17 protein-coding genes are annotated in these 25028 nt (G+C 41.5%); 14 read left to right on the top strand and 3 right to left on the bottom strand.

Features of this window, described 5'->3' with window-relative positions:
• The first annotated feature begins 2 nt into the window (after window positions 1-2).
• From prsA to alaS, 3 genes are all read left to right on the top strand, one after another.
• Window positions 3-947, top strand: a complete 945-nt coding sequence (prsA, locus tag QM830_RS01075; RefSeq protein WP_414325205.1) for a peptidylprolyl isomerase PrsA — start codon at window positions 3-5, stop codon at window positions 945-947.
• A 253-nt stretch (window positions 948-1200) separates the two neighbouring features.
• Window positions 1201-1686, top strand: coding sequence for an LURP-one-related/scramblase family protein (locus QM830_RS01080; RefSeq protein ID WP_414325206.1), 486 nt, complete (start codon window positions 1201-1203; stop codon window positions 1684-1686).
• 24 nt (window positions 1687-1710) lie between these two features.
• Window positions 1711-4329 carry an alanine--tRNA ligase gene (alaS, locus tag QM830_RS01085; protein ID WP_414325208.1) on the top strand — a complete coding sequence of 873 codons (2619 nt, stop codon included), beginning with the start codon at window positions 1711-1713 and terminating at the stop codon, window positions 4327-4329.
• 110 nt (window positions 4330-4439) lie between these two features.
• Here the strand turns inward: alaS and nrdF are convergent, their stop codons facing one another.
• The 3 genes from nrdF to nrdH all read right to left on the bottom strand — a co-directional run bounded on the left by nrdF (window position 4440) and on the right by nrdH (window position 8003).
• On the bottom strand, window positions 4440-5399 hold the full coding sequence (nrdF, locus tag QM830_RS01090) for a class 1b ribonucleoside-diphosphate reductase subunit beta (protein WP_009732545.1): 960 nt from the start codon (window positions 5397-5399) through the stop codon (window positions 4440-4442).
• 112 nt (window positions 5400-5511) lie between these two features.
• The gene (gene nrdE / locus QM830_RS01095) at window positions 5512-7671 is read right to left on the bottom strand and encodes a class 1b ribonucleoside-diphosphate reductase subunit alpha (RefSeq protein ID WP_009732546.1); all 2160 of its coding nucleotides are present in this window, start codon (window positions 7669-7671) and stop codon (window positions 5512-5514) included.
• A gap of 113 nt (window positions 7672-7784) precedes the next feature.
• Complete coding sequence (gene nrdH / locus QM830_RS01100; protein ID WP_009732547.1) at window positions 7785-8003, bottom strand: glutaredoxin-like protein NrdH; 219 nt, start codon at window positions 8001-8003, stop codon at window positions 7785-7787.
• 476 nt (window positions 8004-8479) lie between these two features.
• On the opposite strand from nrdH, the gene QM830_RS01105 reads away from it, so the two are divergent.
• From QM830_RS01105 to QM830_RS01155, 11 genes are all read left to right on the top strand, one after another.
• Entirely contained in the window at window positions 8480-8743 is a 264-nt protein-coding gene (locus QM830_RS01105) for a phosphocarrier protein HPr (RefSeq protein ID WP_006596636.1), read from the top strand.
• 2 nt (window positions 8744-8745) lie between these two features.
• Window positions 8746-10479, top strand: coding sequence for a phosphoenolpyruvate--protein phosphotransferase (gene ptsP, locus QM830_RS01110; RefSeq protein WP_414325211.1), 1734 nt, complete (start codon window positions 8746-8748; stop codon window positions 10477-10479).
• A gap of 342 nt (window positions 10480-10821) precedes the next feature.
• On the top strand, window positions 10822-12729 hold the full coding sequence (glgB, locus tag QM830_RS01115) for a 1,4-alpha-glucan branching protein GlgB (protein ID WP_414325212.1): 1908 nt from the start codon (window positions 10822-10824) through the stop codon (window positions 12727-12729).
• A gap of 50 nt (window positions 12730-12779) precedes the next feature.
• On the top strand, window positions 12780-13922 hold the full coding sequence (locus QM830_RS01120) for a glucose-1-phosphate adenylyltransferase (protein WP_009732550.1): 1143 nt from the start codon (window positions 12780-12782) through the stop codon (window positions 13920-13922).
• Window positions 13912-15048, top strand: coding sequence for a glucose-1-phosphate adenylyltransferase subunit GlgD (glgD, locus tag QM830_RS01125; RefSeq protein ID WP_414325215.1), 1137 nt, complete (start codon window positions 13912-13914; stop codon window positions 15046-15048). The genes QM830_RS01120 and glgD overlap by 11 nt, the downstream gene beginning before the upstream one ends.
• Entirely contained in the window at window positions 15048-16475 is a 1428-nt protein-coding gene (gene glgA, locus QM830_RS01130) for a glycogen synthase GlgA (RefSeq protein ID WP_414325216.1), read from the top strand. The genes glgD and glgA overlap by 1 nt, the downstream gene beginning before the upstream one ends.
• Window positions 16476-16708: 233 nt before the next feature.
• Complete coding sequence (locus QM830_RS01135; protein ID WP_414325217.1) at window positions 16709-22744, top strand: ZmpA/ZmpB/ZmpC family metallo-endopeptidase; 6036 nt, start codon at window positions 16709-16711, stop codon at window positions 22742-22744.
• Between the two features lie 270 nt (window positions 22745-23014).
• The gene (locus QM830_RS01140; RefSeq protein ID WP_023022742.1) at window positions 23015-23215 is read left to right on the top strand and encodes a F0F1 ATP synthase subunit C; all 201 of its coding nucleotides are present in this window, start codon (window positions 23015-23017) and stop codon (window positions 23213-23215) included.
• 32 nt (window positions 23216-23247) lie between these two features.
• Entirely contained in the window at window positions 23248-23964 is a 717-nt protein-coding gene (gene atpB, locus QM830_RS01145) for a F0F1 ATP synthase subunit A (RefSeq protein ID WP_414325219.1), read from the top strand.
• Window positions 23965-23982: 18 nt separating this feature from the next.
• Window positions 23983-24477 carry a F0F1 ATP synthase subunit B gene (gene atpF, locus QM830_RS01150; protein WP_414325220.1) on the top strand — a complete coding sequence of 165 codons (495 nt, stop codon included), beginning with the start codon at window positions 23983-23985 and terminating at the stop codon, window positions 24475-24477.
• Complete coding sequence (locus QM830_RS01155; RefSeq protein ID WP_414325221.1) at window positions 24477-25013, top strand: F0F1 ATP synthase subunit delta; 537 nt, start codon at window positions 24477-24479, stop codon at window positions 25011-25013. The genes atpF and QM830_RS01155 overlap by 1 nt, the downstream gene beginning before the upstream one ends.
• The last annotated feature ends 15 nt before the right edge of the window (window positions 25014-25028 follow it).

The raw sequence follows: 25028 nt of genomic DNA on the forward strand, positions 1-25028 counted from the left end.
TCATGAAGAAAAAACTTGTAGCAGGTGCTGTGACCTTGCTATCAGTCGTAACACTAGCAGCATGTGCCAATGGCACAAATAAAGATGTCGTGACCATGAAAGGGGACACGATCACAGTTTCTGATTTTTATGATGAAATCAAGAACAACCAAGGAGCTCAACAAGTTCTTTTCCAAATGACCATCAATAAGGTCTTTGAAAAAGAATATGGCTCAAAAGTTTCTGATAAAGATGTTGAAAAAGAATTGGATAAACAAAAGAAACAATTGGGTAACCAATTCGATGCTTACTTGGCACAACAAGGATTGACGGAAGAAACAGCTAAGAAGCAAATCCGCAGCAATATGTTGTTAGAATATGCAGTCAACCAAGCTGCTAAGAAAGATATCAAAGAGTCAGACTATAAGACAGCTTTTGAATCTTACACTCCGGAAGTAACTGCACAAATTATCAAGTTGGATTCTGAAGATAAAGCAAAAGAAGTATTGGAAGCAGCTAAAGCGGAAGGTGCAGACTTTGCTCAAATCGCAAAAGAAAATTCAACAGATACCGCTACAAAAGACAAGGGTGGCGAAGTGACGTTCGATTCCGGAACAACAGATATCCCATCTCAAGTCAAAGAAGCTACCTTTAAGTTGGATGAAAATGGGATTTCAGACGTGATTACAGTTTCAGCAGGTCAAAACTATTCTGCTAGCTACTATATTGTCAAATTAAATAAGAAGACAGAAAAAGCTTCTGATTGGAAGACCTACGAAAAACGTCTGAAAGAGATCATTGTCGAAGGTCGTAAGCAAGATACCAACTACATCCGAAGTATCATTGCCAAAGCGATGACCAATGCCAATATCAAGGTTAAAGATGATGCCTTCAAATCAACCTTTAACCAATATTTACAAAATATCGGTGTTGAAACAAGTGGTAGTAGCTCATCATCTAAAAAATAGTTGACGGTTCCCTATGGAACTTGTATAATGAAATAGTTGAGAATAAATCATTGTATATCGGAGTCAGAGAAGTGGCGGGGGTGCGAGCCATGGAAGAGAAATGATTTTGCTACTCGGCTGAGACAATTGCATACAAAATGAAGAATGACAAGTTCATTGAATGAAGGTGGTACCGCGGTTTTTCGCCCTTCGTTTAGTGGCTTGTCTTTTGTATATGGGCAGTTGTCTGGAGCTTTTTAAAGGAGATCAAAAGATGCGAACCTATCAAGTGAAACAAAAATTTCGATTGGGTGGCGAGCGGTTCGATATCAAAGATGAGTTGGGAAATGTTGAGTACCAGGTTGAGGGATCTTTTCTTAAGATTCCCAAGACTTTTACCATCTATGATAAGAATGGACAAGAAGTGAGCCACATTACTAAAAAACCAATCAGCTTTCTTCCCAAGTTTGTGGTTGAGTTGAAAAAAGGGGATCGCTTTTTTATCCATAAAAAGTTGACGGTCTTTAGAGACAAATATGATATTGAAGATTTGGGCCTTCGGGTACAAGGAAATATCTGGGATCTAGATTTTAAACTATTCGATGATCGGGATCAAATCGTCGCTGAGATTAGCAAAGAACTCTTTCATCTCACCTCGACCTATCAAGTATCGGTCTATGAGGATGAGTATGCGGATTTAGTCATCTCGCTTTGTGTCGCCATCAATTACGTCGAAATGTTGGAAACTGGCGCCAATTAATTAAATAAGAATTAGGAGAAAAATATGAAACAATTATCTAGTGCACAAGTTCGCCAAATGTGGCTTGATTTCTGGGCGACCAAAGGTCACTCAGTAGAACCATCAGTAAGTTTGGTTCCAGTAAATGATCCAACCCTATTGTGGATTAACTCAGGGGTTGCAACCCTTAAGAAATACTTTGACGGAACCATCATCCCTGAAAACCCACGGATTACCAATGCGCAAAAGGCTATCCGTACCAACGATATCGAAAACGTAGGGAAGACAGCGCGTCACCACACCATGTTTGAAATGTTGGGGAACTTCTCCATCGGGGATTACTTCCGTGACGAAGCCATTACTTGGGCTTATGAACTCTTGACAAGTCCTGAATGGTTTGACTTCCCGAAAGACAAACTTTACATGACTTACTATCCAGATGACACAGATTCATACAATCGCTGGATCGAAGTGGGCGTGGATCCAAGTCATTTGATCCCAATCGAAGACAACTTCTGGGAAATCGGTGCGGGACCCTCTGGACCAGATACAGAAATCTTCTTTGACCGTGGAGAAGCCTTTGACCCAGAAAATATTGGTATTCGCCTTCTCGCAGAAGATATCGAAAACGACCGTTACATCGAAATCTGGAACATCGTCTTGTCACAATTTAACGCAGACCCAGCTGTACCTCGTAGCGAGTACAAGGAATTGCCTCACAAGAACATTGATACGGGCGCTGGTCTAGAGCGTTTGGTAGCAGTGATCCAAGGGGCGAAGACAAACTTTGAAACAGACCTCTTTATGCCGATCATTCGTGAAGTAGAGAAATTGTCTGGTAAGGTCTACGACCAAGATGGCGACAACATGAGCTTCAAGGTTATTGCAGACCACATCCGTTCTCTTTCATTCGCTATCGGTGATGGTGCCCTTCCTGGAAATGAAGGTCGTGGTTATGTCCTCCGTCGTCTTCTCCGCCGTGCCTCTATGCATGGTCAAAAATTGGGTATCAATGAGCCTTTCCTTTACAAACTCGTTCCAACTGTTGGAAAAATCATGGAAAGCTACTACCCAGAAGTGCTTGAAAAACGTGACTTTATTGAGAAAATCGTTAAGAGCGAAGAAGAGTCATTTGCTCGTACTCTTCACTCAGGTCAACACTTTGCCCAAGGTATCGTAGCAGACTTGAAAGAAAAAGGCCAAACGGTTATCGCTGGTCAAGATGTCTTCAAACTCTACGATACTTATGGATTCCCAGTGGAATTGACAGAAGAGATTGCTGAAGAAGCTGGAATGACGGTTGACCGTGAAGGTTTTGAAGCAGCCATGAAAGAGCAACAAGAACGTGCGCGTGCATCTGCTGTCAAAGGTGGATCCATGGGGATGCAAAATGAAACCCTTCAAAACATCACTGTAGAAAGTGTCTTCAACTACAATGCTAGCCAATTGCCTTCTAAGTTGGTGGCTATCGTAGCGGATAATGCAGAAGTAGAAGGCGTATCTGAAGGGACTGCATCACTGATCTTTGCAGAAACACCTTTCTACGCTGAAATGGGTGGACAGGTTGCGGACCACGGTCAAATCTTAGATGCTCAAGGAAACGTGGTAGCGACTGTGACAGACGTTCAAAAAGCACCAAACGGACAAGCATTGCACACAGTTGAAGTTCTTGCACCGCTTGCTTTGAACCAAGAATACACTTTGGCGATTGATAGCAATCGTCGTCACCGTGTCATGAAAAACCACACAGCTACTCACTTGCTCCATGCAGCTCTTCATAATATCCTTGGCCACCATGCAACTCAAGCAGGTTCACTTAATGAAGTAGAATTCCTTCGCTTTGACTTCACTCACTTCCAAGCTGTCACTCCTGAAGAATTACGCGCTATTGAGCAAGAAGTCAATGAGAAGATTTGGGAAGCTATTGCAGTCAAGACTGTTGAGACAGACATTGACACCGCTAAAGAAATGGGAGCTATGGCCCTCTTTGGTGAGAAATATGGTAAGGAAGTCCGCGTTGTGACCATCGGGGACTACTCAGTGGAACTCTGTGGTGGTACCCACGTAGGCAACACTTCTGAAATTGGTCTCTTCAAGATTGTCAAAGAAGAAGGTATCGGATCAGGAACTCGTCGTATCTTGGCAGTGACTGGTAAGGAAGCCTTTGAAGCTTATCGTGAACAAGAAGATGCTCTGAAAGCAGTCGCAGCAACCTTGAAAGCTCCTCAACTCAAAGAAGTACCTCACAAGGTTGAAGGACTTCAAGAACAACTCCGTCAGTTACAAAAAGAAAATGCAGAATTGAAGGAAAAAGCAGCAGCAGCGGCAGCAGGTGATGTCTTCAAACATGTTCAAGAAGCAAACGGATACCGTTACATTGCCAGCCAAGTTTCAGTATCAGATGCAGGTGCTCTTCGTACCTTTGCGGATAATTGGAAACAAAAAGATTACTCTGATGTCCTTGTGCTTGTCGCAGCCATCGGTGACAAAGTGAATGTCCTTGTAGCCAGCAAGACAAAAGATGTACACGCAGGTAATGTGATTAAAGAATTGGCTCCAATCGTTGATGGACGTGGTGGTGGTAAACCAGACATGGCCATGGCAGGAGGAAGCAACCAAGCGAAAATCCAAGAATTGTTGGATGCCGTATCAGGTAAATTGTAATAAAGAGAAGAGGTTGGATGGTTGTCCGACCTCTTTTTTCAAAAAAGAAGTAGCTCCAATCAGAAAAAGATTGCAACAAAAAAACCTTTCCGTCTGGAAAGGTTTTTGTCTTATAGACCATAATTATAATCGTCATCTTGCATGGCTTCTACTTCACCGAGAAGATAACCATTTCCGACTTGAGAGAAGAAGTCGTGGTTGGATGTACCGGTTGAGATTCCGTTCATAACGATTGGGTTGACGTCATCCGCTGAGTCTGGGAAGAGTGGATCTTGTCCCAAGTTCATGAGGGCTTTATTGGCGTTGTAACGAAGGAAGGTCTTAACTTCATCTGTCCAGCCCACACCATCATAGAGGCTCTCTGTGTAGCCTTCTTCGTTTTCATAGAGGGTGTAGAGCAGGTCATACATCCATTCTTTGAGTTTTTCCTGCTCGTCTTCTGGTAATTCGTTAAATCCAAGTTGGAACTTGTAGCCGATATAGGTTCCGTGAACAGATTCGTCCCGAATGATCAACTTAATGATTTCGGCCACATTAGCCAACTTGTTGTTTCCAAGATAGTAGAGTGGTGTGAAGAAACCAGAGTAGAAGAGGAAGGTTTCAAGGAAGACGCTGGCGACTTTCTTTTCAAGAGGGGTTCCATTGAGGTAGATTTCATTGATGATCTCTGCCTTCTTTTGAAGATAAGGATTGGTATTGGTCCATTCGAAAATCTCTTCGATTTCTGACTTGGTATTCAAGGTAGAAAAGATGGAAGAGTAGGATTTAGCATGGACAGATTCCATAAATTGGATGTTGTTAAAGACAGCTTCTTCGTGGGGAGTACGGATATCTGCACGAAGAGCTTGCACACCAGTTTCAGACTGCATGGTATCCAAGAGCGTCAATCCACCAAAGACTTTACCAACGAGGTCTTTTTCTTTATTAGACAACTTTCTCCAGTCATCTAGGTCGTTTGACAAAGGGATACGTGTATCCAACCAGAATTGCTCGGTCAGTTTTTCCCAGGTCGATTTATCGATGACATCTTCGATAGCATTCCAGTTAATGGCTTTGTAGTAAGTTTCCATTTTCATCACTTTCTTTTTCTATTCATTCAATCGTTACTATTCTACCATAAATGGATAGAATACGCACAAAAAGTCGGCGAACCGACTTTTAATGGCGAACCTTGGGGCCGTCTTAGATGACACAGCTTTCACATTGGTTAGCACCGACTTCCCCACCATCATCTGTAAAGGTACGGACGTAGTAGATAGACTTGATTCCCTTGTTAAAGGCGTAGTTGCGAAGGATAGACAAGTCACGAGTGGTTTGTTTGTTTTCAGTTTTCCATTCGTAAAGCCCTTTTGGAATGTCACTGCGCATGAAGAGAGTGAGTGAAAGTCCTTGGTCTACGTGCTCAGTTGCGGCAGCATAGACATCGATGACTTTGCGCATATCCATGTCGTAGGCAGAAGTGTAGTAAGGAATGGTTTCTGTTGACAAACCAGCAGCAGGGTAGTAGATCTTCCCGATTTTCTTCTCTTGGCGTTCTTCAATCCGTTGTGTGATTGGGTGGATAGAAGCAGATACGTCATTGATGTAGCTGATAGAACCATTTGGTGCGACAGCCAAGCGGTTTTGGTGGTAAAGACCATCTGCTTGAACTTTAGCACGCAGTTCTGCCCAATCCTCTGCACTAGGGATGAAGATATCTTTAAAGAGTTCTTTGACGCGATCAGATTTTGGAACAAACTCTCCGGTCGTGTACTTTTCAAAGTAGCTACCGTTGGCATAGTCTGATTTTTCAAAGTTGTGGAAGGTAACGCCACGTTCACGCGCGATGTTGTTTGATTCCACGAGAGTCCAGTAGTTCATGAGCATGAAGTAGATGCTCGTAAACTCAACAGACTCAGGTGATCCGTATTCAATCAATTGTTGGGCAAGATAGCTGTGAAGTCCCATAGCACCAAGACCAAAGGTATGCGCTTGGCTATTTCCGTGGTCGATAGTAGGAACAGCGACGATATGAGAACTATCTGTGACGAAGGTCAAGGCACGAACCATAGCTCTAATCGAACGACCAAAGTCAGGGGAAGTCATCATATTAACCACGTTGGTTGAACCAAGGTTACAGGAGACGTCAGTCCCCATTTTAATGAATTCTTGGGCATCGTTGATCAAGCTTGGCTCTTGAACCTGGAGGATCTCTGAACACAAGTTACTCATGATGATCTTTCCATCGACAGGGTTTGCGCGGTTAGCAGTATCGATGTTGACTACATAAGGGTAACCAGATTCCTGTTGCAATTTAGAAATTTCAGTTTCCAAATCACGCGCCTTGATTTTTGTCTTGCGGATGTTTGGATTAGCGACCAACTCATCGTATTTTTCAGTGATGTCGATGTAGTTAAATGGCACTCCGTATTCACGTTCTACAGAGTATGGGCTGAAGAGATACATTTCTTCATTCTTACGAGCCAACTCATAGAACTTGTCAGGTACGACGACACCAAGTGAGAGGGTTTTGACCCGGACTTTTTCATCGGCATTTTCTTTCTTAGTAGAAAGGAAGGCGATGATGTCTGGGTGGAAGACGTTGAGGTAAACCACCCCAGCTCCTTGGCGTTGACCCAATTGGTTTGAGTAAGAGAAGCTATCTTCAAAGAGTTTCATAACAGGAACGACCCCAGAGGCAGCTCCTTCATAGCCCTTGATCGGTGCTCCAGCTTCACGAAGGTTGCTGAGGGAGATCCCAACCCCACCACCAATACGTGAAAGTTGAAGGGCAGAGTTGATAGAGCGTCCGATCGCATTCATGTCATCGGTTACTTGGATCAAGAAACAGGAGACCAATTCCCCACGGCGGGCACGTCCAGCATTCAAGAAAGAAGGAGTAGCTGGTTGGTAGCGTTGGTGGATGATTTCATTTGCGATGTCTTTGGCAATGTCTTCATTTCCATCCGCAAAATAGAGAGCATTGAAGAAGACGCGGTCTTCCATGCTTTCGAGATAGTATTCTCCATCATTTGTTTTCAGAGCATATTGGTTATAGAATTTATAGGCAGCCATAAAGGACTTGAATTGGAAGTTTTGATCTTTGATGAATTGGGCCAATTCTTCCAAAAATTCAGGACGATACTTCTGAATGAAGGCTGTTTCGATATAGTTGTGTTCAATAAGGTAGTTGATTTTATCCGTTATTGAATCAAAGGCCATGGTATTTGGTCCAACATTTTCTTTGAAGAAAGCATCCAAGGCTTCTTTATCTTTATGAAGCATGATTTGACCGTTAACTGGACGGTTGATTTCATTATTAAGACGGAAGTAGGTTACGTCTTCAAGAGATTTTAATCCCATAATAATCCTTTTCTAGTTCAAAAAATGAAGAGAAGAAGTCCTCTCTTTACAAGTAAAAAGTCTAGTGTTAGGTTGCTAACGCTAGACCCTATTTAAGCAAAATACTGTGTTTATTAAGAAAGTTTCTTCAACTTAGCTGGTTGAAAACCAGAAAATACTTCATCCGGTGTTTGAATAACTGGAGCAGCATTGAATCCGAGATTCTTAACGTGATCTACAAATTCTGGCTGTTCATCTAAGTTAATTTCGCGGTATTCCACGTGATTGCTATCGAGGAATCGCTTGGTCATTTTACACTGAACACAATTATTTTTTGAATAAATGGTTACCATTTCTTTTTCGTTCTCCTATCGAAATATAAATCTGTAAACAGTATAAACAAAATCCACCAACTTGTCAACAAAATAAAACTAAATATTGTGCAAAGAAATAAAATGAGGTTTTTAAAGCACAATATATTGTGGTAGGTGGAAAGTATGACATTGTAAGAAATGGGATAGGGATAGGCTTTTAAGCATCTTTAATTAGTTATAATTTTTGGGTGAATCAATATCCTGTGGTTTTAGCTGCATCTTTTTATTGAAAGCGGAAGAAAATTTTACTTATAATATAGTAGAAAAATTGAAAGAAACCTGTTATTTCTTTCTGGATCGCTCTTTAAAATGTATCTAGATAGGGATTTCTCGCAGTTTTTTTTCTGTAAGGCAGTAATAAAAATCTTGAAAAAAATTTCAAAAGATGATATAATACCAAATTGTAAGGGTTATCACAGATAACTCAAAACTAATTTTAAAAGGAGAGTCAAACTATGGCTTCTAAAGATTTCCACATCGTGGCAGAAACAGGTATCCACGCGCGTCCAGCAACTTTGTTGGTTCAAACTGCTAGCAAATTTGCTTCAGATATTACTCTTGAATACAAAGGTAAATCCGTTAACTTGAAATCAATCATGGGTGTTATGAGCCTTGGTGTTGGTCAAGGAGCTGACGTTGTAATCTCAGCTGAAGGTGCTGACGCTGATGACGCTCTTGCAGCAATTGCTGAAACAATGGAAAAAGAAGGATTGGCTTAAACATGACAGAAATGCTTAAAGGAATTGCAGCATCTGATGGTGTTGCCGTTGCTAAGGCATATCTACTTGTTCAACCCGACTTGTCATTTGAAACAATCTCAGTTGAAGATACAAATGCAGAAGAAGCTCGTTTGGATGCAGCTCTTGAAGCTTCACAAAACGAGCTTTCTCTTATTCGGGAGAATGCAGTAGCGAGCCTTGGTGAAGAAGCAGCACAAGTATTTGATGCTCACATGATGGTGCTTTCTGACCCCGAAATGGTTGGTCAGATCAAAGAAACGATTCGTACGAAAAAAATCAATGCAGAAGCTGGATTGAAAGAAGTCACGGACATGTTTATTGCGATCTTTGAAGGAATGGAAGACAATCCTTACATGCAAGAACGTGCAGCAGACATCCGTGACGTGACCAAACGTGTACTTGCAAACTTGCTTGGTAAGAAATTGCCAAACCCGGCAACCATTAACGAAGAAGCAATCGTGGTTGCGCATGACTTGACTCCATCAGATACAGCACAATTGAACAAACAGTTTGTTAAAGCTTTTGTTACAAACATTGGTGGACGTACAAGTCACTCAGCCATCATGGCGCGTACACTTGAAATCGCAGCCGTTCTTGGAACAAATAACATCACAGAACTTGTCAAAGATGGTGATGTTTTGGCTGTTTCAGGTATTACTGGTGAAGTTGTTATCAACCCAACTGAAGAGCAAATTGCAGCCTTCAAATCAGCTGGTGAAGCTTACGCTAAACAAAAAGCTGAATGGGCTCTCCTTAAAGATGCTCAAACAGTTACTGCTGATGGAAAACATTTCGAATTGGCTGCTAACATCGGTACACCTAAAGACGTTGAAGGTGTAAATGATAACGGTGCAGAAGCTGTTGGTCTCTATCGTACAGAATTCTTGTATATGGATTCTCAAGACTTCCCAACTGAAGATGACCAATATGAAGCTTACAAAGCAGTTCTTGAAGGTATGAACGGTAAACCTGTTGTCGTTCGTACAATGGATATCGGTGGGGATAAAGAACTTCCTTACTTCGATCTTCCTAAAGAAATGAACCCATTCTTAGGTTACCGTGCTTTGCGTATTTCAATCTCTGAAACGGGGAACCAAATGTTCCGTACACAATTGCGTGCTTTGCTTCGTGCATCTGTTCACGGTAAATTGCGGATCATGTTCCCAATGGTTGCTTTGTTGACGGAGTTCCGTACCGCTAAAGGTATTCTGGAAGAAGAAAAAGCGAAATTGATTGCTGAAGGTGTTGCCGTTGCAGACGATATCCAAGTTGGTATCATGATTGAAATCCCTGCTGCAGCAATGTTGGCTGATCAATTTGCCAAAGAAGTTGATTTCTTCTCAATCGGTACAAACGACTTGATCCAATACACAATGGCTGCTGACCGTATGAATGAACAAGTTTCATACCTTTACCAACCATATAACCCATCAATCCTTCGCTTGATTAACAACGTTATCAAAGCAGCTCACGCTGAAGGTAAATGGGCTGGTATGTGTGGTGAGATGGCTGGTGACCAAACAGCTGTTCCACTTCTTGTCGGAATGGGCTTGGATGAGTTCTCTATGTCAGCTACATCTGTACTTCGTACACGTAGCTTGATGAAGAAATTGGACACAGCTAAAATGCAAGAATACGCTAACCGTGCTCTTACAGAATGTTCAACCATGGAAGAAGTGCTTGAACTTTCTAAAGAATACGTGAACGTCGACTAAGAATGAATCAAGACTAAGACACATCTGTCTTAGTCTTTTTTTATGAATTTTTTTACTTTGTTTATAAAAATGTGCATTTTATTCGTAATAAACTAGTTAGTAATAAAAATATTAACTTAAATGTTCGGTTTTTTGTTTAAATTTCCTTAGATATGTAGTATAATCGTAAGTAAGAATAGGAGGAAAGCGAAGGAATGCAGTAAAAGGTTCGGAAAAGAAAATGAAAGAACTTTTCTTGATAAATTTACATGATTTTCCTGGAATCAACTTGAAAATTAAGTGATTTTATAGTAAAATAAAAACAATTAGAAAACGCTTTCAAAAAATAAAAGAGGTGAGTATATGGATAGAAGCACAGACTTATGGACATTTGGAAGAGGGGATAATTTCCAGCTTCAAGAGTATTTAGGTGCTCACAAGGAAACAAGGGGAGAACAAGAAGGGTATGCCTTCCGTGTTTGGGCTCCCAATGCCCAGGCGGTCGATCTGATTGGTGACTTTACTGATTGGGAAGCACGGAAAATTCCAATGGTTCGTAATGAAGGAGGCGTCTGGGAAGTCTTCTGTTCAGATGCAAAAGAGGGAGATATATACAAATATTTGGTGACACGAAATAATGGTCATCAGGTTCAAAAAATTGATCCTCTAGCGTTATGGATGGAAAAACGACCTAATACAGGGGCTATCATTAAGACCATTCCGGAAAAGAACTGGAAAGACGGTCTTTGGAGAGCACGCCGTAAAAAACTTGGTTTTAAGGAACGACCTGTTAATATCTATGAGGTTCACGCAGGATCATGGAAACGAAATGATGATTATAGTTCCTATACTTTCAAACAACTAAAAGAAGAACTCATCCCTTATTTGGTTGAGATGAACTACACCCACGTAGAATTTATGCCAGTGATGGCCCATCCATTGGGATTGAGCTGGGGGTATCAGCTCATGGGCTATTTTGCCCTCGAGCAGACTTATGGTAGCCCAGAAGAATTTCAAGATTTCGTGGAAGAATGTCACCTCAACAATATCGGAGTGATCGTGGATTGGGTGCCTGGCCATTTCATCATTAATGATGATGCTTTGGCATATTATGATGGAACACCAACTTTTGAGTATCAGGATGAACATCGGGCCCATAATTATGGTTGGGGGGCTTTGAACTTCGATTTAGGAAAGAATCAAGTACAGTCTTTCTTGATTTCTAGTTTAAAATTTTGGATTGACACCTATCATTTAGATGGAATTCGGGTCGATGCTGTGAGCAATATGCTCTACCTCGATTATGATAGTGGTCCATGGACACCAAATATTGATGGGGGAAACCTCAACTATGAAGGGGTTCATTTCCTCAGACGTTTGAATGCGATTATCAAGAACGAACACCCAGATGTTATGATGATTGCAGAAGAAAGTTCTGCTGGTCAAAAGATCACAGGCCCTGAAGAAGAAGGTGGTCTAGGCTTTGACTATAAATGGAATATGGGTTGGATGAATGATATTCTACGATTCTATGAGGAAGACCCGGTCTACAGGAAATTTGACTTTAATCTGGTAACCTTTAGTTACATGTATGCATTTTCTGAGAATTTCTTACTACCATTTTCACATGATGAAGTGGTGCACGGTAAGAAGAGTTTGATGCACAAGATGTGGGGAGATCGTTACAATCAATTTGCTGGGCTTCGGAATCTCTTAACCTATCAGATCTGCCATCCAGGAAAAAAATTACTCTTTATGGGTTCGGAATTTGGTCAATTTTTGGAATGGAAGTCAGAAGAGCAACTGGAATGGGGCAATCTAGAGGATGAAATGAATGCTAAGATGCGTCGTTTCACTTCTCAGCTCAATCATTTCTACAAGGAACACAAGGAATTGTGGGAGATTGATGATAGCTTTGATGGCTTAGAGATTATTGATGCAGACAACCGGGATCAGAGCGTCTTGTCTATGGTCCGGAAAAATCGTAAGGGCGATCTTTTGGTGTGCGTTTTCAATATGGCACCAGTAGAACGCAAGGACTTTACGATTGGTGTGCCTGTATCAGCAGTCTATGAAGAAATTTGGAATACAGAATTAGAAGAATGGGGAGGTGTCTGGAAAGAGCATAATCCGACAGTTCAGTCTCAAGATGGACTGTGGAAGGATTATGAACAAACCTTGACCTTTACCTTGCCGGCTTTAGGAGCTAGCATTTGGAAGGTGAAGCGTAAGGTGCGCAAAACAAAATCTAAAACAGTAGATAAAAAATGATGATCGGTTGACTCTATGGGAGTCCAGGCTTTGAAAAGAGGAAGTAGTCAATGAAGAATGAAATGCTCGCTTTAATCCTTGCTGGTGGGCAAGGAACTCGTCTTGGAAAATTAACCAAAAACATCGCAAAACCTGCGGTTCAATTTGGTGGGCGCTATCGGATTATCGATTTTGCCCTATCAAACTGTGCCAACTCAGGAATTCACAATGTTGGCGTGATTACACAGTACCAACCACTGGCCCTCAATAGTCATATTGGTAATGGTTCTAGCTGGGGCTTGGATGGAATCAACACAGGGGTTTCCATTTTGCAACCTTATTCAGCTAGTGAAGGAAATCGTTGGTTTGAAGGAACTAGCCATGCCATTCTCCAAAATATCGACTATATCGACAGCATCAATCCTGAATATGTCTTGATTCTTTCTGGTGACCATATCTACAAGATGGACTATGATGATATGCTTCAATCTCATAAGGATAATAATGCGAGCTTGACCGTTGCCGTCCTAGATGTACCTTTGAAGGAAGCAAGCCGTTTTGGAATTATGAATACCGATGCTAATAATCGGATTGTTGAGTTTGAAGAAAAACCAGCTGAACCAAAATCAACTAAGGCTTCAATGGGAATCTATATTTTTGACTGGGCTCGTCTGCGCAATATGTTGGTTGCTGCTGAAAAGAGTGATATCGATATGTCAGACTTCGGTAAAAATGTCATTCCAACTTATCTAGAATCAGGCGAAAGTGTTTATGCTTATGAATTCAATGGTTATTGGAAAGACGTTGGTACGATAGAGTCTCTTTGGGAAGCCAATATGGAATATATCGATCCCAATAATGCTTTGGATAGTCGCGATCGTCACTGGAAAATCTATTCACGCAACCTCATTTCTCCACCGAACTTCTTTGGGGAACATGGCCACATCGAAGATTCTCTTGTCGTCGACGGTTGTTCGGTAGACGGTACAGTCAAACACTCCATCTTATCAACAGAAGCTCAAGTTCGTGAAGGAGCAGTTGTCGAAGATGCTGTCGTGATGAGCAATGCCATTATCGGTAAAGGAGCTGTTGTGAAACGCGCCATTATCGGAGAAGGCGCAGTTATTGCAGAAGGTGTCGTGATTGATGGAACAGAGGAAGTACAAGTTGTCGGTTACAATGAAAAAGTGGGGGTAGCAACAGATGAAGATTGATAAATATTCAGCCATTTTAGGAAATACAGTTGGGTATCATGATATGTCCACTTTGACTAGCCATCGTCCGGTAGCATCCCTACCGTTTGATGGGAAGTACCGCTTGATTGACTTCCCATTGTCTAGTCTTGCGAATGCTGGTATTCGTAGTGTATTTGGTATTTTCCAACAAGAAAATATTAGTTCGGTTTTTGACCATATTCGTTCAGGTCGTGAGTGGGGCTTGTCTACTTTATTGAGCCACTATTACCTTGGAATCTATAATACTCCAGTGGAAAATACAAACGTAGGACCAGAATACTACCAACAATTATTGACTTATTTGAAACGGTCTGGCTCAAACCAAACGGTTGCTTTGAACTGTGATATTTTGATGAATATCGACCTCAATCAAGTTTTCCACCTGCATAATACCATTGACCGTCCGATTACAGTTGTTTATAAAAAGTTGCATCCTCAAAATATCTCTGAAGTGAATGCTATTCTACAGATTGATGAGACAGACCATATTACGGAACAAAAACTGTTTGACAGCAAGTCACCTGATGAAGCTTACAACATGTCAACAGATGTCTTTATTGTGGATACTCCTTGGTTGATTGAAAAATTAGAAGAAGAAGCCAAGAAAGAATATCCACAAAAACTTCGCTATATCTTGCGTGAATTGGCTGTAGAATACAATGCATTTGCCTTTGAGTATACAGGCTATCTAGCAAATATTCACTCAGTTGAATCCTACTATCAAGCAAACCTGGATATGTTGGAAAATCAAAAATTCATGAAACTCTTCTCACCAAATCAAAAAGTGTATACGAAAGTGAAGAATGAAGAGCCAACGTATTATTCCAAGACTTCAAACATTAAAGCGTCTCAATTTGCTTCGGGTAGTATTGTAGAAGGAACGGTAGAACGTTCTGTTGTTTCTCGTAGGGTTCATCTGCATGAAGGATCAGTGGTTCGAAATAGTCTTCTCTTCCCGGGTGTTGTGGTTCATGAAAATGCAATCGTTGAAAACGCAATTCTGGATAAAGGTGTCGAAGTGACTGCTGGTGTGACGATTCGCGGAAGTGAAGGAACACCGATAGTGATTAAAAAAGGAACGACTGTTACAGAGGATATTGTCTAATGAAACTATTATTTGTTGCCGCAGAAGGTGCTCCATTTTCAAAGACTGGTGGTTTGGGAGACGTTATTGGTGCTCTTCCTAAATCCTTAGCTAAATGTGGCCATGATGTGCGCGTGATGCTTCCATACTATGATATGATAGAAGCAAAGTTTGGGGATCAAATCGAAGATGTCTTGCATTTTGAGACCAAAGTTGGCTGGAGAAGTCAATATGTAGGTGTGAAACGGATTGTGCGAGATGGGGTCACCTTTTACTTTATTGATAACCAACACTATTTCTTTAGAGGCCATGTGTATGGTGACTTTGATGATGGCGAACGGTTTGCCTTTTTCCAGCTTGCGGCTTTAGAAACGATGGAGCGGGTTGACTTCATTCCAGATGTTATTCATGCCCATGATTACCATACAGCGATGATTCCTTTCTTGCTTAAGGAAAAATACCGTTGGATTCAAGCTTACCATGGGATTAAAACCGTATTGACCATCCATAATTTGGAATTCCAAGGTCAGTTTGACCCAGGAATGTTGTGGGATTTATTCGGAGTGGGATTTGAACGCTATGCAGACGGAACCCTTCGGTGGAATGATTGCCTGAATTGGATGAAATCCGGTATTCTATATGCTGACCGTGTGACAACCGTATCTCCTAGTTATGCACATGAAATTATGACTTCTGAATATGGTTGTGGCTTGGATCAGATCCTTCGGATGGAATCTGGCAAGGTGACCGGAATAGTCAACGGAATTGATGCAGATCTCTATAATCCTGAAACGGATCCACTCTTGACGCATCACTTCAGTCTCTCAGATCTTTCAGGTAAAGCAGCTAGTAAACGAGCTCTTCAAGAACGTGTCGGTCTACCCGTTCGCGATGATGTACCTTTGTTTGGGATCGTCTCTCGTTTGACACGCCAAAAAGGTTTTGATGTTGTGGTAGAAGAGTTGCATCAACTCTTGCAAAAGGATATTCAGATTGTCTTGCTCGGTACAGGAGATCCTGGATTTGAAAATGCCTTTGCTTGGTTTGGTCATGCTTTTCCGGATAAACTGTCAGCTAATATCACCTTTGATGTTCAATTGGCCCAAGAAATTTATGCAGCGTCAGATGTCTTCTTGATGCCAAGCCGCTTTGAGCCATGTGGCCTTTCTCAAATGATGGCCATGCGTTATGGAACTCTTCCATTGGTACATGAAGTTGGTGGACTTCGTGATACGGTTCAGCCATTTAATGTTGTTGATGGAAGTGGAACAGGATTTAGCTTCAATAATTTATCTGGATACTGGTTTAACTGGGCAGTTGATCAAGCCCTGGCTGTCTACTACAATAACAAACAGGCTTGGTATGGTCTGCAAGAGCAAGCCATGACTCGTGATTTCTCATGGGATACGGCTAGTCAACGATACAACGATTTGTACCAGTCCTTATAAGTAAATCTAAGTGTAAAAACGCCTTTCGAGGCGTTTTTTTGTGTTACGTTCTTCCTATAAAGAAAACGTTTTAAATTTTTGAGCTATGAAGCTTGCTAAAATAGAAGAAAAAAGATAAGATAGGTAAAGGTAAAAAATCCCGGGAAGGTCCTTGTTTTTGGAGATGGTCTCATCCTCTTCAAACAATAAGGACCCTACATGAGGTTCAAATATTACTATATAGGAATTTTAGGATGAAAAAAGCGAAACAAACTTTTGAAAAAATGACCAAATATTCGATTCGGAAATTATCTGTCGGTGTTGGTCCTGTTGCCATTGGAGCCTTTTTATTAGGGGGAACTCTCTTAGGAGCTCGTCCTGTCCAAGCCGATCAGGTAACTCTATCTGCTAATGTGCACTTAGGATATGTGACAGAAGAAGAGTTAACTGCTGAAGAAAAGTCACAGGTGATTCATGCAATCCCTGAAGAATATCAAAATGAAGATACTTTCTATCTAGTCTATAAGAAGAAAGAGTCTACCCAGCCAGTTCTTCCCCAAACTGGAAGTCAGGAAGTGGCACTGTTAGGTCTAAGTTTAGCCACTGCTTCGTTTGCGGTACTCTTGCTTTCTAAAAAGCACAGAAAGAAAGTCATGGCTGTCCTTTTAATTGGAGCTATGGGACAAAGTCTTCTTCTACCAATTGAAGTTGCAGCTTTGCAAAACCAAATTTTACGCGCTTATAATCAGAATCTTTCGATCGCATCCAGCAAAGATCTTGTAGATGGTGTGATTCAAATTGACGGTTATGACTATGTTGGCTATTTGCGCTATTCGTCAGTGCAAAAGACTGGCTCTCAAAAAGCAAAAGCTATTCAGGAAAGTCAATCTCCCGTAGTTACAAGTTCTGAAACGCGTAAAGGGATTCAACAGGTAAATCCTCAGGCGCGTGTGACACCAGAAGTCGCTCCAGCCTTTCCAATAGTTGAAAAACCAAGGCTTGAAGTCTCAACTGAACCTGTACCATTTGAAATCGTCAACCAAGCTGATCCTACATTAGCCAAAGGGCAAACCAAGGTGCTGACAGCTGGCCAAAATGGGGAGCGGACCATTTTGACAGAAGTGAGTATAGTAGATGGACAAGAAGTTCGCAGAGTAGTTGAGAGCAAAGTCACTAAAGAACCAGTTTCACAAGTTCTTACCATCGGGACAAAAGAAGATGCCCAACCAACCCCTCAACCCAGCCCTTCTCCAGTTGTAACGGCCAAGGGAACACAGGAAGAAGGCCATGTCGGTGAGGCACCGATTCAAGCAGAGGCTCCAGCCTATACCGGCGTGGTGGAAGCTAAGGGGACGCAGGAAGAAGGTCATGTGGGTGGAGCTCTTGTACAGCCAGAGAACCCAGCTTATACCGGTGTCGTTGAAGCCAAGGGAACCCAAGAGGAAGGCCATGTGGGTGAAGCTCCTATACAGCCAGAGAATCCAGCCTATACTGGTGTCATCGAAGCCAAGGGAACGCAAGAGGAAGGCCATGTAGGCGAAGCTCCTATACAGCCAGAGAATCCAGCCTATACCGGTGTCATCGAAGCCAAGGGAACGCAGGAAGAAGGCCATGTAGGCGAAGCCCCAATTCAGCCAGAGAACCCAGCCTATACTGGTGTCATCGAAGCCAAGGGCACGCAAGAGGAAGGTCATGTTGGTGAAGCCCCAATTCAGCCAGAGAACCCAGTTTATCAAATAACGGAAGGAACAGTTACAGAAACAGAAACGGTGCTCCTTCCGTATGAAACTGAATATGTACCAGATGCGGACCGCTATACTGATGAAGAAAGTATCCTTCAAAAAGGAGAGGCAGGGAGCCAGGAAATTCGTCGTGTCTATAAAACGGTCAATGGCGAGAAAGTTGGAGAGCCTCTCAGCACGACAACTGAAACGGTAAAAGCTCCTGTGACAGGAAAAATTAGTCGTGGGACCAAGGCGATTGAAGGCCAAACAGAGGAAGTTGCTTTTGAGGAAATTCCATTTAAGACGGTTACCGAACAAGATGCTACCTTGCTAAAAGGAAGAGAAACGGTTTCTCAAGCAGGAAGAAATGGGAAGAAGAAAATCACCAAGGTCTATAAGACCATTAAAGGTGTAAAAACTGCGGATGCTCCAACGGTTTCGGAGGAAGTCGTTGAACAAGCCCAAAATCGGATCATTCAAAAAGGGACCAAAGAACTAGACAAGCCAACCTTGACCTTGACCCAGGTCGATAAGGAAGAATTGAAGCGCAGTGCTAGGGCTTTCTATCATTTAGACAAACCCGAGGGTGTGACCATCAAGTCCATCCAGGCGGTGTTGAAGAAGGGCAATCAAGTGGTGAAAACTTTTGCCCTTTCAGAGTCTGATTTAGCAGCAGCCTTAGCAGATTTGGACTACTACAAGGATTATACGCTCGCAACGACCATGGTCTATGACCGTGGAAATGGGGATGAAGAAGAAGTTCTCAAGGAAGAACCACTAAGACTTGACCTTAAAAAAGTTGAAGTCAAAAATATCAAGGAAACCAGTTTGATTAGCGTGGATGACCAAGGTCTTGAGACCGATCGTAGCCTCTTGTCAGAAACACCTTCAGATGTGAAACCTTATTACTTGAAAGTTACCACTCATGATAATAAGGTCACAAAACTGGCTGTTGATAAGATTGAAGAAGTCACAGTTGATGGAAAAGCATTATATAAGGTTACTGCTAAAGCACCTGATCTCATCCAACGAACAGCAGATAATCAGTTTGCAGAAGAATATGTCCATTACTTTGCCAAACCAAAGGCTCATGAAGGTGATGTTTATTACGATTTCAATGAACTTGTAAAAGCTATGCAAGCCAATCCGACTGGAACCTTTAAGCTTGGTAGCAATATGAATGCAAGTAACGTGCAACCAGCTGGCAAGTCTTATGTAACCAATGCCTTCAAGGGAATATTGGAAAGTACAGAAGGCAATACATTTGCCATCCATAACATTACGAGACCGTTATTTGGTAACATCGAAGGTGGTACTGTTAAGAATCTCTTGCTTGAAAATGTTAACATTGACATGCCTGGATTTGATCGAGTAGCACCAATCGCAGGTGTCATCAAAAATAATGCGACTGTCGAAAATGTTAAAGTAATAGGAAGCGTTGTTGGAAACAACGATGTAGCTGGTATTATCAATAAAATTGATGGTAGTGGGAAGGTAAGTAATGTTGCCTTCATCGGGAAACTGCACGCTGCTGGCAATAAAGGTGCCTATCTAGCAGGTATTGTTGGCGAGAACTGGAAAGGTATCGTAGAAAAAGCTTACGTTGATGCTGAAATTACTGGGAATAAAGCAAAAGCTGCAGGTTTAGTTTATTCTTCTCAAAATGGTGGGAATAACAATACACTAGGTAGAGAAGGAGTTCTCAGAAATTCAGTTGCTAAAGGTTCGATTGAACTCAAAGAAGCGGTCCAATCTGGTGGCTTACTGGGTACCAACTGGGCTTTGGGAGCCATTGAAGACAACATCACCATGATGAAAGTCAAAACAGGTGAGATGGTCTTCGGACATTCGGATATTGATGCAGATGATTACTTCACCTATTCAAGAACCAAACGCAATTACAGTGTGGAGGGCGTGAGTGAAGGTAAGAAAACCTATAACAACTCTCGTAAAATCCCTAGCATTTCCCTTGCAGAAGCTGAGCAGAAAATTGAAGCAATGGGGATTACTGCTGATAAATATACCAGCAGCAAACCGATTGAAGATACGCTCAATAACCTTGTTAACAAAGATGATCAATACAAGGAAATCACTGGTTATGATGCAACACGTGAACGTGCCTACCGCAATATCGCTAAATTGCAACCATTCTACAACAAAGAGTGGATTGTGGATCAAGGAAATAAATTGGATACGACTAGTCCCCTCTTGACCAAGGAAATCTTGTCTGTGACGGCCATGAAGGGCAATGATTTTGTAACAGAATTGGCTGATGCCGACCATATTCTGATCCATTACTCGGATAAGACAAAAGATATCTTTAGCATTACGCCGAAAGAGTCTAAAGTCAAACAAGTGAAAGAGTACAGTGTGGCGGAGCTCGGTGAAGTAGTCTACACGCCGAATATGGTGGACAAAGACCGGAGCGATCTTATTAGTGCCATCGTAGGGAAATTAAGTCCTGTCGAATTACAATCAGATCCAATCTACACACATCTTGGTAGAACAGGACCAAACAAAGTCAATGCTATTAAGAACCTTTACCTCGAAGAAAGTTTCCAAGAAGTCAAGGACAATCTGACTCACTTTGTGAAACAGTTGGTTGAAAACCAAGACCATCAATTGAACACGGATGAGGCTGCCAAACGGGCACTCATCAAGAAAATTGAAGACAACAAGGCGGCAGTTCTTTTGGGTCTCTCTTACCTCAACCGTTATTACGGAGTGAAGTTTGATGATGTCCATCTCAAACAGCTCATGTTGTTCAAGCCAGACTTCTATGGTAAGAATGTCGATGTCTTAGACCGCTTGATTGAAATTGGTTCAAAAGAAGACTATATCAAAGGTACTCGGACCCACGATGCCTTCCGTGAAGTCGTGGCTAAATCGACTCTTTCTGGAAATCTTAATGACTTCCTTAAGTACAATATGGAGCTCTTTACAAGTGATACAGACTTGAATGATTGGTTTATCAAAGCAACCAAAGACAATGTCTATATTGTAGAGCCAAAAACAACAACTCCTGAGTTTGTCGATAAGAAACATCGAGCATACGAAGGATTAAATAACGATGTGCATGGTAAAATGATCTTGCCACTCTTGAACTTAAAAGATGCCCATATGTTCTTGATTTCAACCTACAATACAATGGCTTATAGTTCCTTCGAGAAATATGGTAAGAACACGGAAGCGGAACGAAATGCCTTCAAGGCGGAAATTGATAAGGTCGCTAAAGGGCAACAAAATTACCTAGATTTCTGGTCACGTCTAGCAACAGATAAGGTTCGTAATCAGCTCCTGAAGAGCAACAATATGGTGCCGACCCCTGTTCTCGATAACCAAAACTATAAAGGTATTAGCACAGATCGTTATGGACATACAGATAGTGGCAAAGATGTCGCTCCAATCCGTGAATTGTACGGACCTACCGATCGTTACCATGCGACAGATTGGCGCATGGGGGCTGTAGCTCGAATTTACGGAAATCCATATAAAGACGACTCTGTCTTCTTCATGGTGACCGATATGGTCAGTGACTTTGGGGTGTCTGCCTTTACCCACGAAACGACGCACGTCAATGACCGCATGGTTTACTTAGGTGGTTGGAGACATCGCGAAGGGACAGATATTGAAGCCTTTGCCCAAGGAATGCTCCAAACACCATCCGTATCCAATCCAAATGGGGAATACAAGGCCCTAGGTCTCAATATGGCCTATGAACGTCCTAACGATGGCAACCAATGGTACAATACCAATCCAAACAATCTTCAATCACGCGATGAAATTGATCGTTACATGAAAGGTTATAACGATACGCTCATGCTTCTGGATTACCTAGAAGGGGAAGCTGTATTGGACAAACATAGTAAGGACTTAAACAATGCTTGGTTCAAGAAGGTTGATAAACAATACCGAGGAGCGAACACGAAGAATCAATTCGATAAGGTTCGGGCTTTGAGTGATGAGGAAAAAGCGATTGCTTTACATACAGTAGACGATCTCATCACTAACAACTTCATGACCAATCGTGGTCCTGGAAATGGCGTCTATAATCCATCAGACTTTGGTTCAGCCTATGTGACTGTACCGATGATGACAGGGATCTATGGTGGGAACACTAGTGAAGGGGCTCCTGGAGCCATGTCCTTCAAACACAATACCTTCAGAATCTGGGGCTATTATGGCTATGAAAAAGGCTTCCTAGGTTATGCTTCAAACAAGTATAAACAAGAATCTAAACAAGCAGGCCATACGACTCTAGGGGATGATTATATCATTCAAAAGATTTCTAATGGAAGATTCAGTACCCTTGAAGACTGGAAAAAAGCATACTTCAATGAAGTGGTTACCAGTGCCAAAAATGGAATGCAGGCTATTGACATCGATGGGAAGACGTACAGTAGCTATGAAGACTTAAAACAAGCCTTCGCAACTGCGGTTGAAAAAGATCAGGCAAGTTTGAAAAACGGTTCTGTCAAATTTGACAATACTGTTGCACTGAAAGAAAAAATCTTTAAGAAATTGCTGCAACAAACAGACAGTTTCAAAACCTCTATTTTTAAATAGGAAGAAAAACTCATCTGCTCGGCAGGTGAGTTTTTCTATGTTATGTAAAATTGGGTCTTCTGCTGATGAAAATAGTATAAATTTTTATTGAGAACAAAAATAGACAAAGTGTTTAAAAACGATCAAGTTAATTTGAAAGCTAGTGGCAAGAAGTATTTTAAAAGTGGTGACAGAATCATAGTAAAACGTTTTCTTTCTAAGCAAACATTTGACTATTATATCTTTTAGGAGTAAACTAGGGGAGTAAAATATATTTAAGGAGAATTCATCATGAATTTAACATTTTTAGGTCTTTGTTTAGCCTGTTTTGGTGTGTCACTTGCGGAAGGTTTGATGATGAGCAATCTGTTCAAATCTGCATCACGTCAACCAGAAATTATTGGTCAATTGCGTAGTCTCTTGATTCTTGGTGTTGCCTTTGTCGAAGGTACTTTCTTTGTAACTTTGGCCATGGCCTTCGTTATTAAATAGACAACTCTATTTAGAAAAGGAGGTGTCAAACCTTGGAAGAAAGTGTGAATCCAACCCTAAATATTGGACCAGTATCCTTTGATTTGACCCTACTTGCCATGTCTCTTGTAACTGTTTTGACGGTCTTTGCCTTTGTCTATTGGGCAAGTCGCAAAATGACCCTTCGTCCAAAGGGCAAGCAAAATGCTCTGGAGATGATTTATGATTTTGTTATCGGTTTTACCAAGGGAAACATTGGGGAACATTATATGAAGGATTACTCTTTATTTTTGTTTTCTCTCTTTCTCTTTATCTTGGTAGCCAATAATATTGGCTTGATGGCAAAAATTCAGACAACAAACGGTTATAACTTATGGACTTCCCCAACGGCTAACCTTGGATATGACCTATCTCTTTCATTTTTGATCACCCTGATTGCTCATGTGGAAGGAATTCGTCGCCGAGGCATTAAGGAATACTTGAAGGCTTTTGCAACACCAGGATTTATGACCCCGATGAACCTCCTAGAAGAGGTGACTAATTTTGCATCCTTAGCGATTCGGATCTACGGGAATATTTTTGCTGGTGAAGTCTTAGCATCCTTGTTACTAAGCTTGTCGCAACGGGCCTTTTATTGGTATCCAGCAGCCTTTGTTGGAAGCATGTTATGGACAGCCTTTTCGATTTTCATTTCATGTATCCAAGCTTATGTATTTACCATGTTGTCTTCGATGTACATTGGTAAAAAAATAAACGGTGAGGAAGAGTAAGTAGAGGAGGAGTAGAAGATGGATTTAACTATTGGTACCATTATTGGTGACTTTATTCTGATCGCTGGTTCCTTCCTATTACTAATCTTTTTAGTAAAGAAATATGCTTGGGGCAATATTACCAGTATTTTGGATGCGCGTGCTGAAAAAATTACCAATGATATTGATGAAGCAGAAGCAGCTCGTCAAAAAGCTGAGGAACTAGCAAGTAAACGTGAAGAAGAGTTGGCAGGTAGCCGCAAAGAAGCTGCGTCTATCGTCGAAAATGCAAAGGAAACTGCAGAAAAGAACAAATCTCAGATTCTTTCAGAAGCCACTCAAGAAGCAGTACGTTTGAAAGAAAAAGCGCAACAAGAAATTGCGCATAACAAAGAAGAAGCATTGAACAGTATCAAAGGCGATGTGGCAGATCTCACTGTCAATCTTGCCAGCAAATTGTTGAGCCAACAGCTGGATGCTGAAGGTCAACGCCAACTGATCGATCGCTATCTTGATGAATTAGGAGAAGCCTAATGGACAAAAAGCAACTGATGGTGATTGAGAAATATACCCAGCCTTTTGTTCAATTGGTCTTTGAAAAAGGAGAACAAGATCTTGTCTTTGAAAAATTGACCCAAATCAAAGGCATTTTTGAGGAGACTGGACTTGCGAACTTCTTAGCTCATATCGGTGTAGAGGATGAAGAGAAAGCAAAAAGTCTACGGCTTTTTCAACCCTCTGATTCACAATTACTCGACCATTTGATTGAAGTGGTTATTCTCAATCATCGTGAAGCCTTATTTTATGACATTGTAACGATTTGTTTGGAGCAGATTCAATTGCTGAGCAACGCTTTTGTCGTCACAGTTACGACAGTTGCTGGTTTGGATCCCATTCAAGAGCAAAAGCTAGTACCCATTATCGAAAGAAAATTTGGGATTCAAGTTCGCTCGATCCAACAAAAGATCGATCCAGATTTAATTGGTGGCTTTGTCGTGACAGCCAATCATAAAACGTTGGATACCAGTCTCAAACACCAATTGCAAGTTATAAAATCTAAATTGAAATAGAAAGTGGTGTGAATT

This window comes from Streptococcus sp. OMI750 (assembly GCF_047463895.1).
Classification (GTDB): Bacteria; Bacillota; Bacilli; order Lactobacillales; family Streptococcaceae; genus Streptococcus.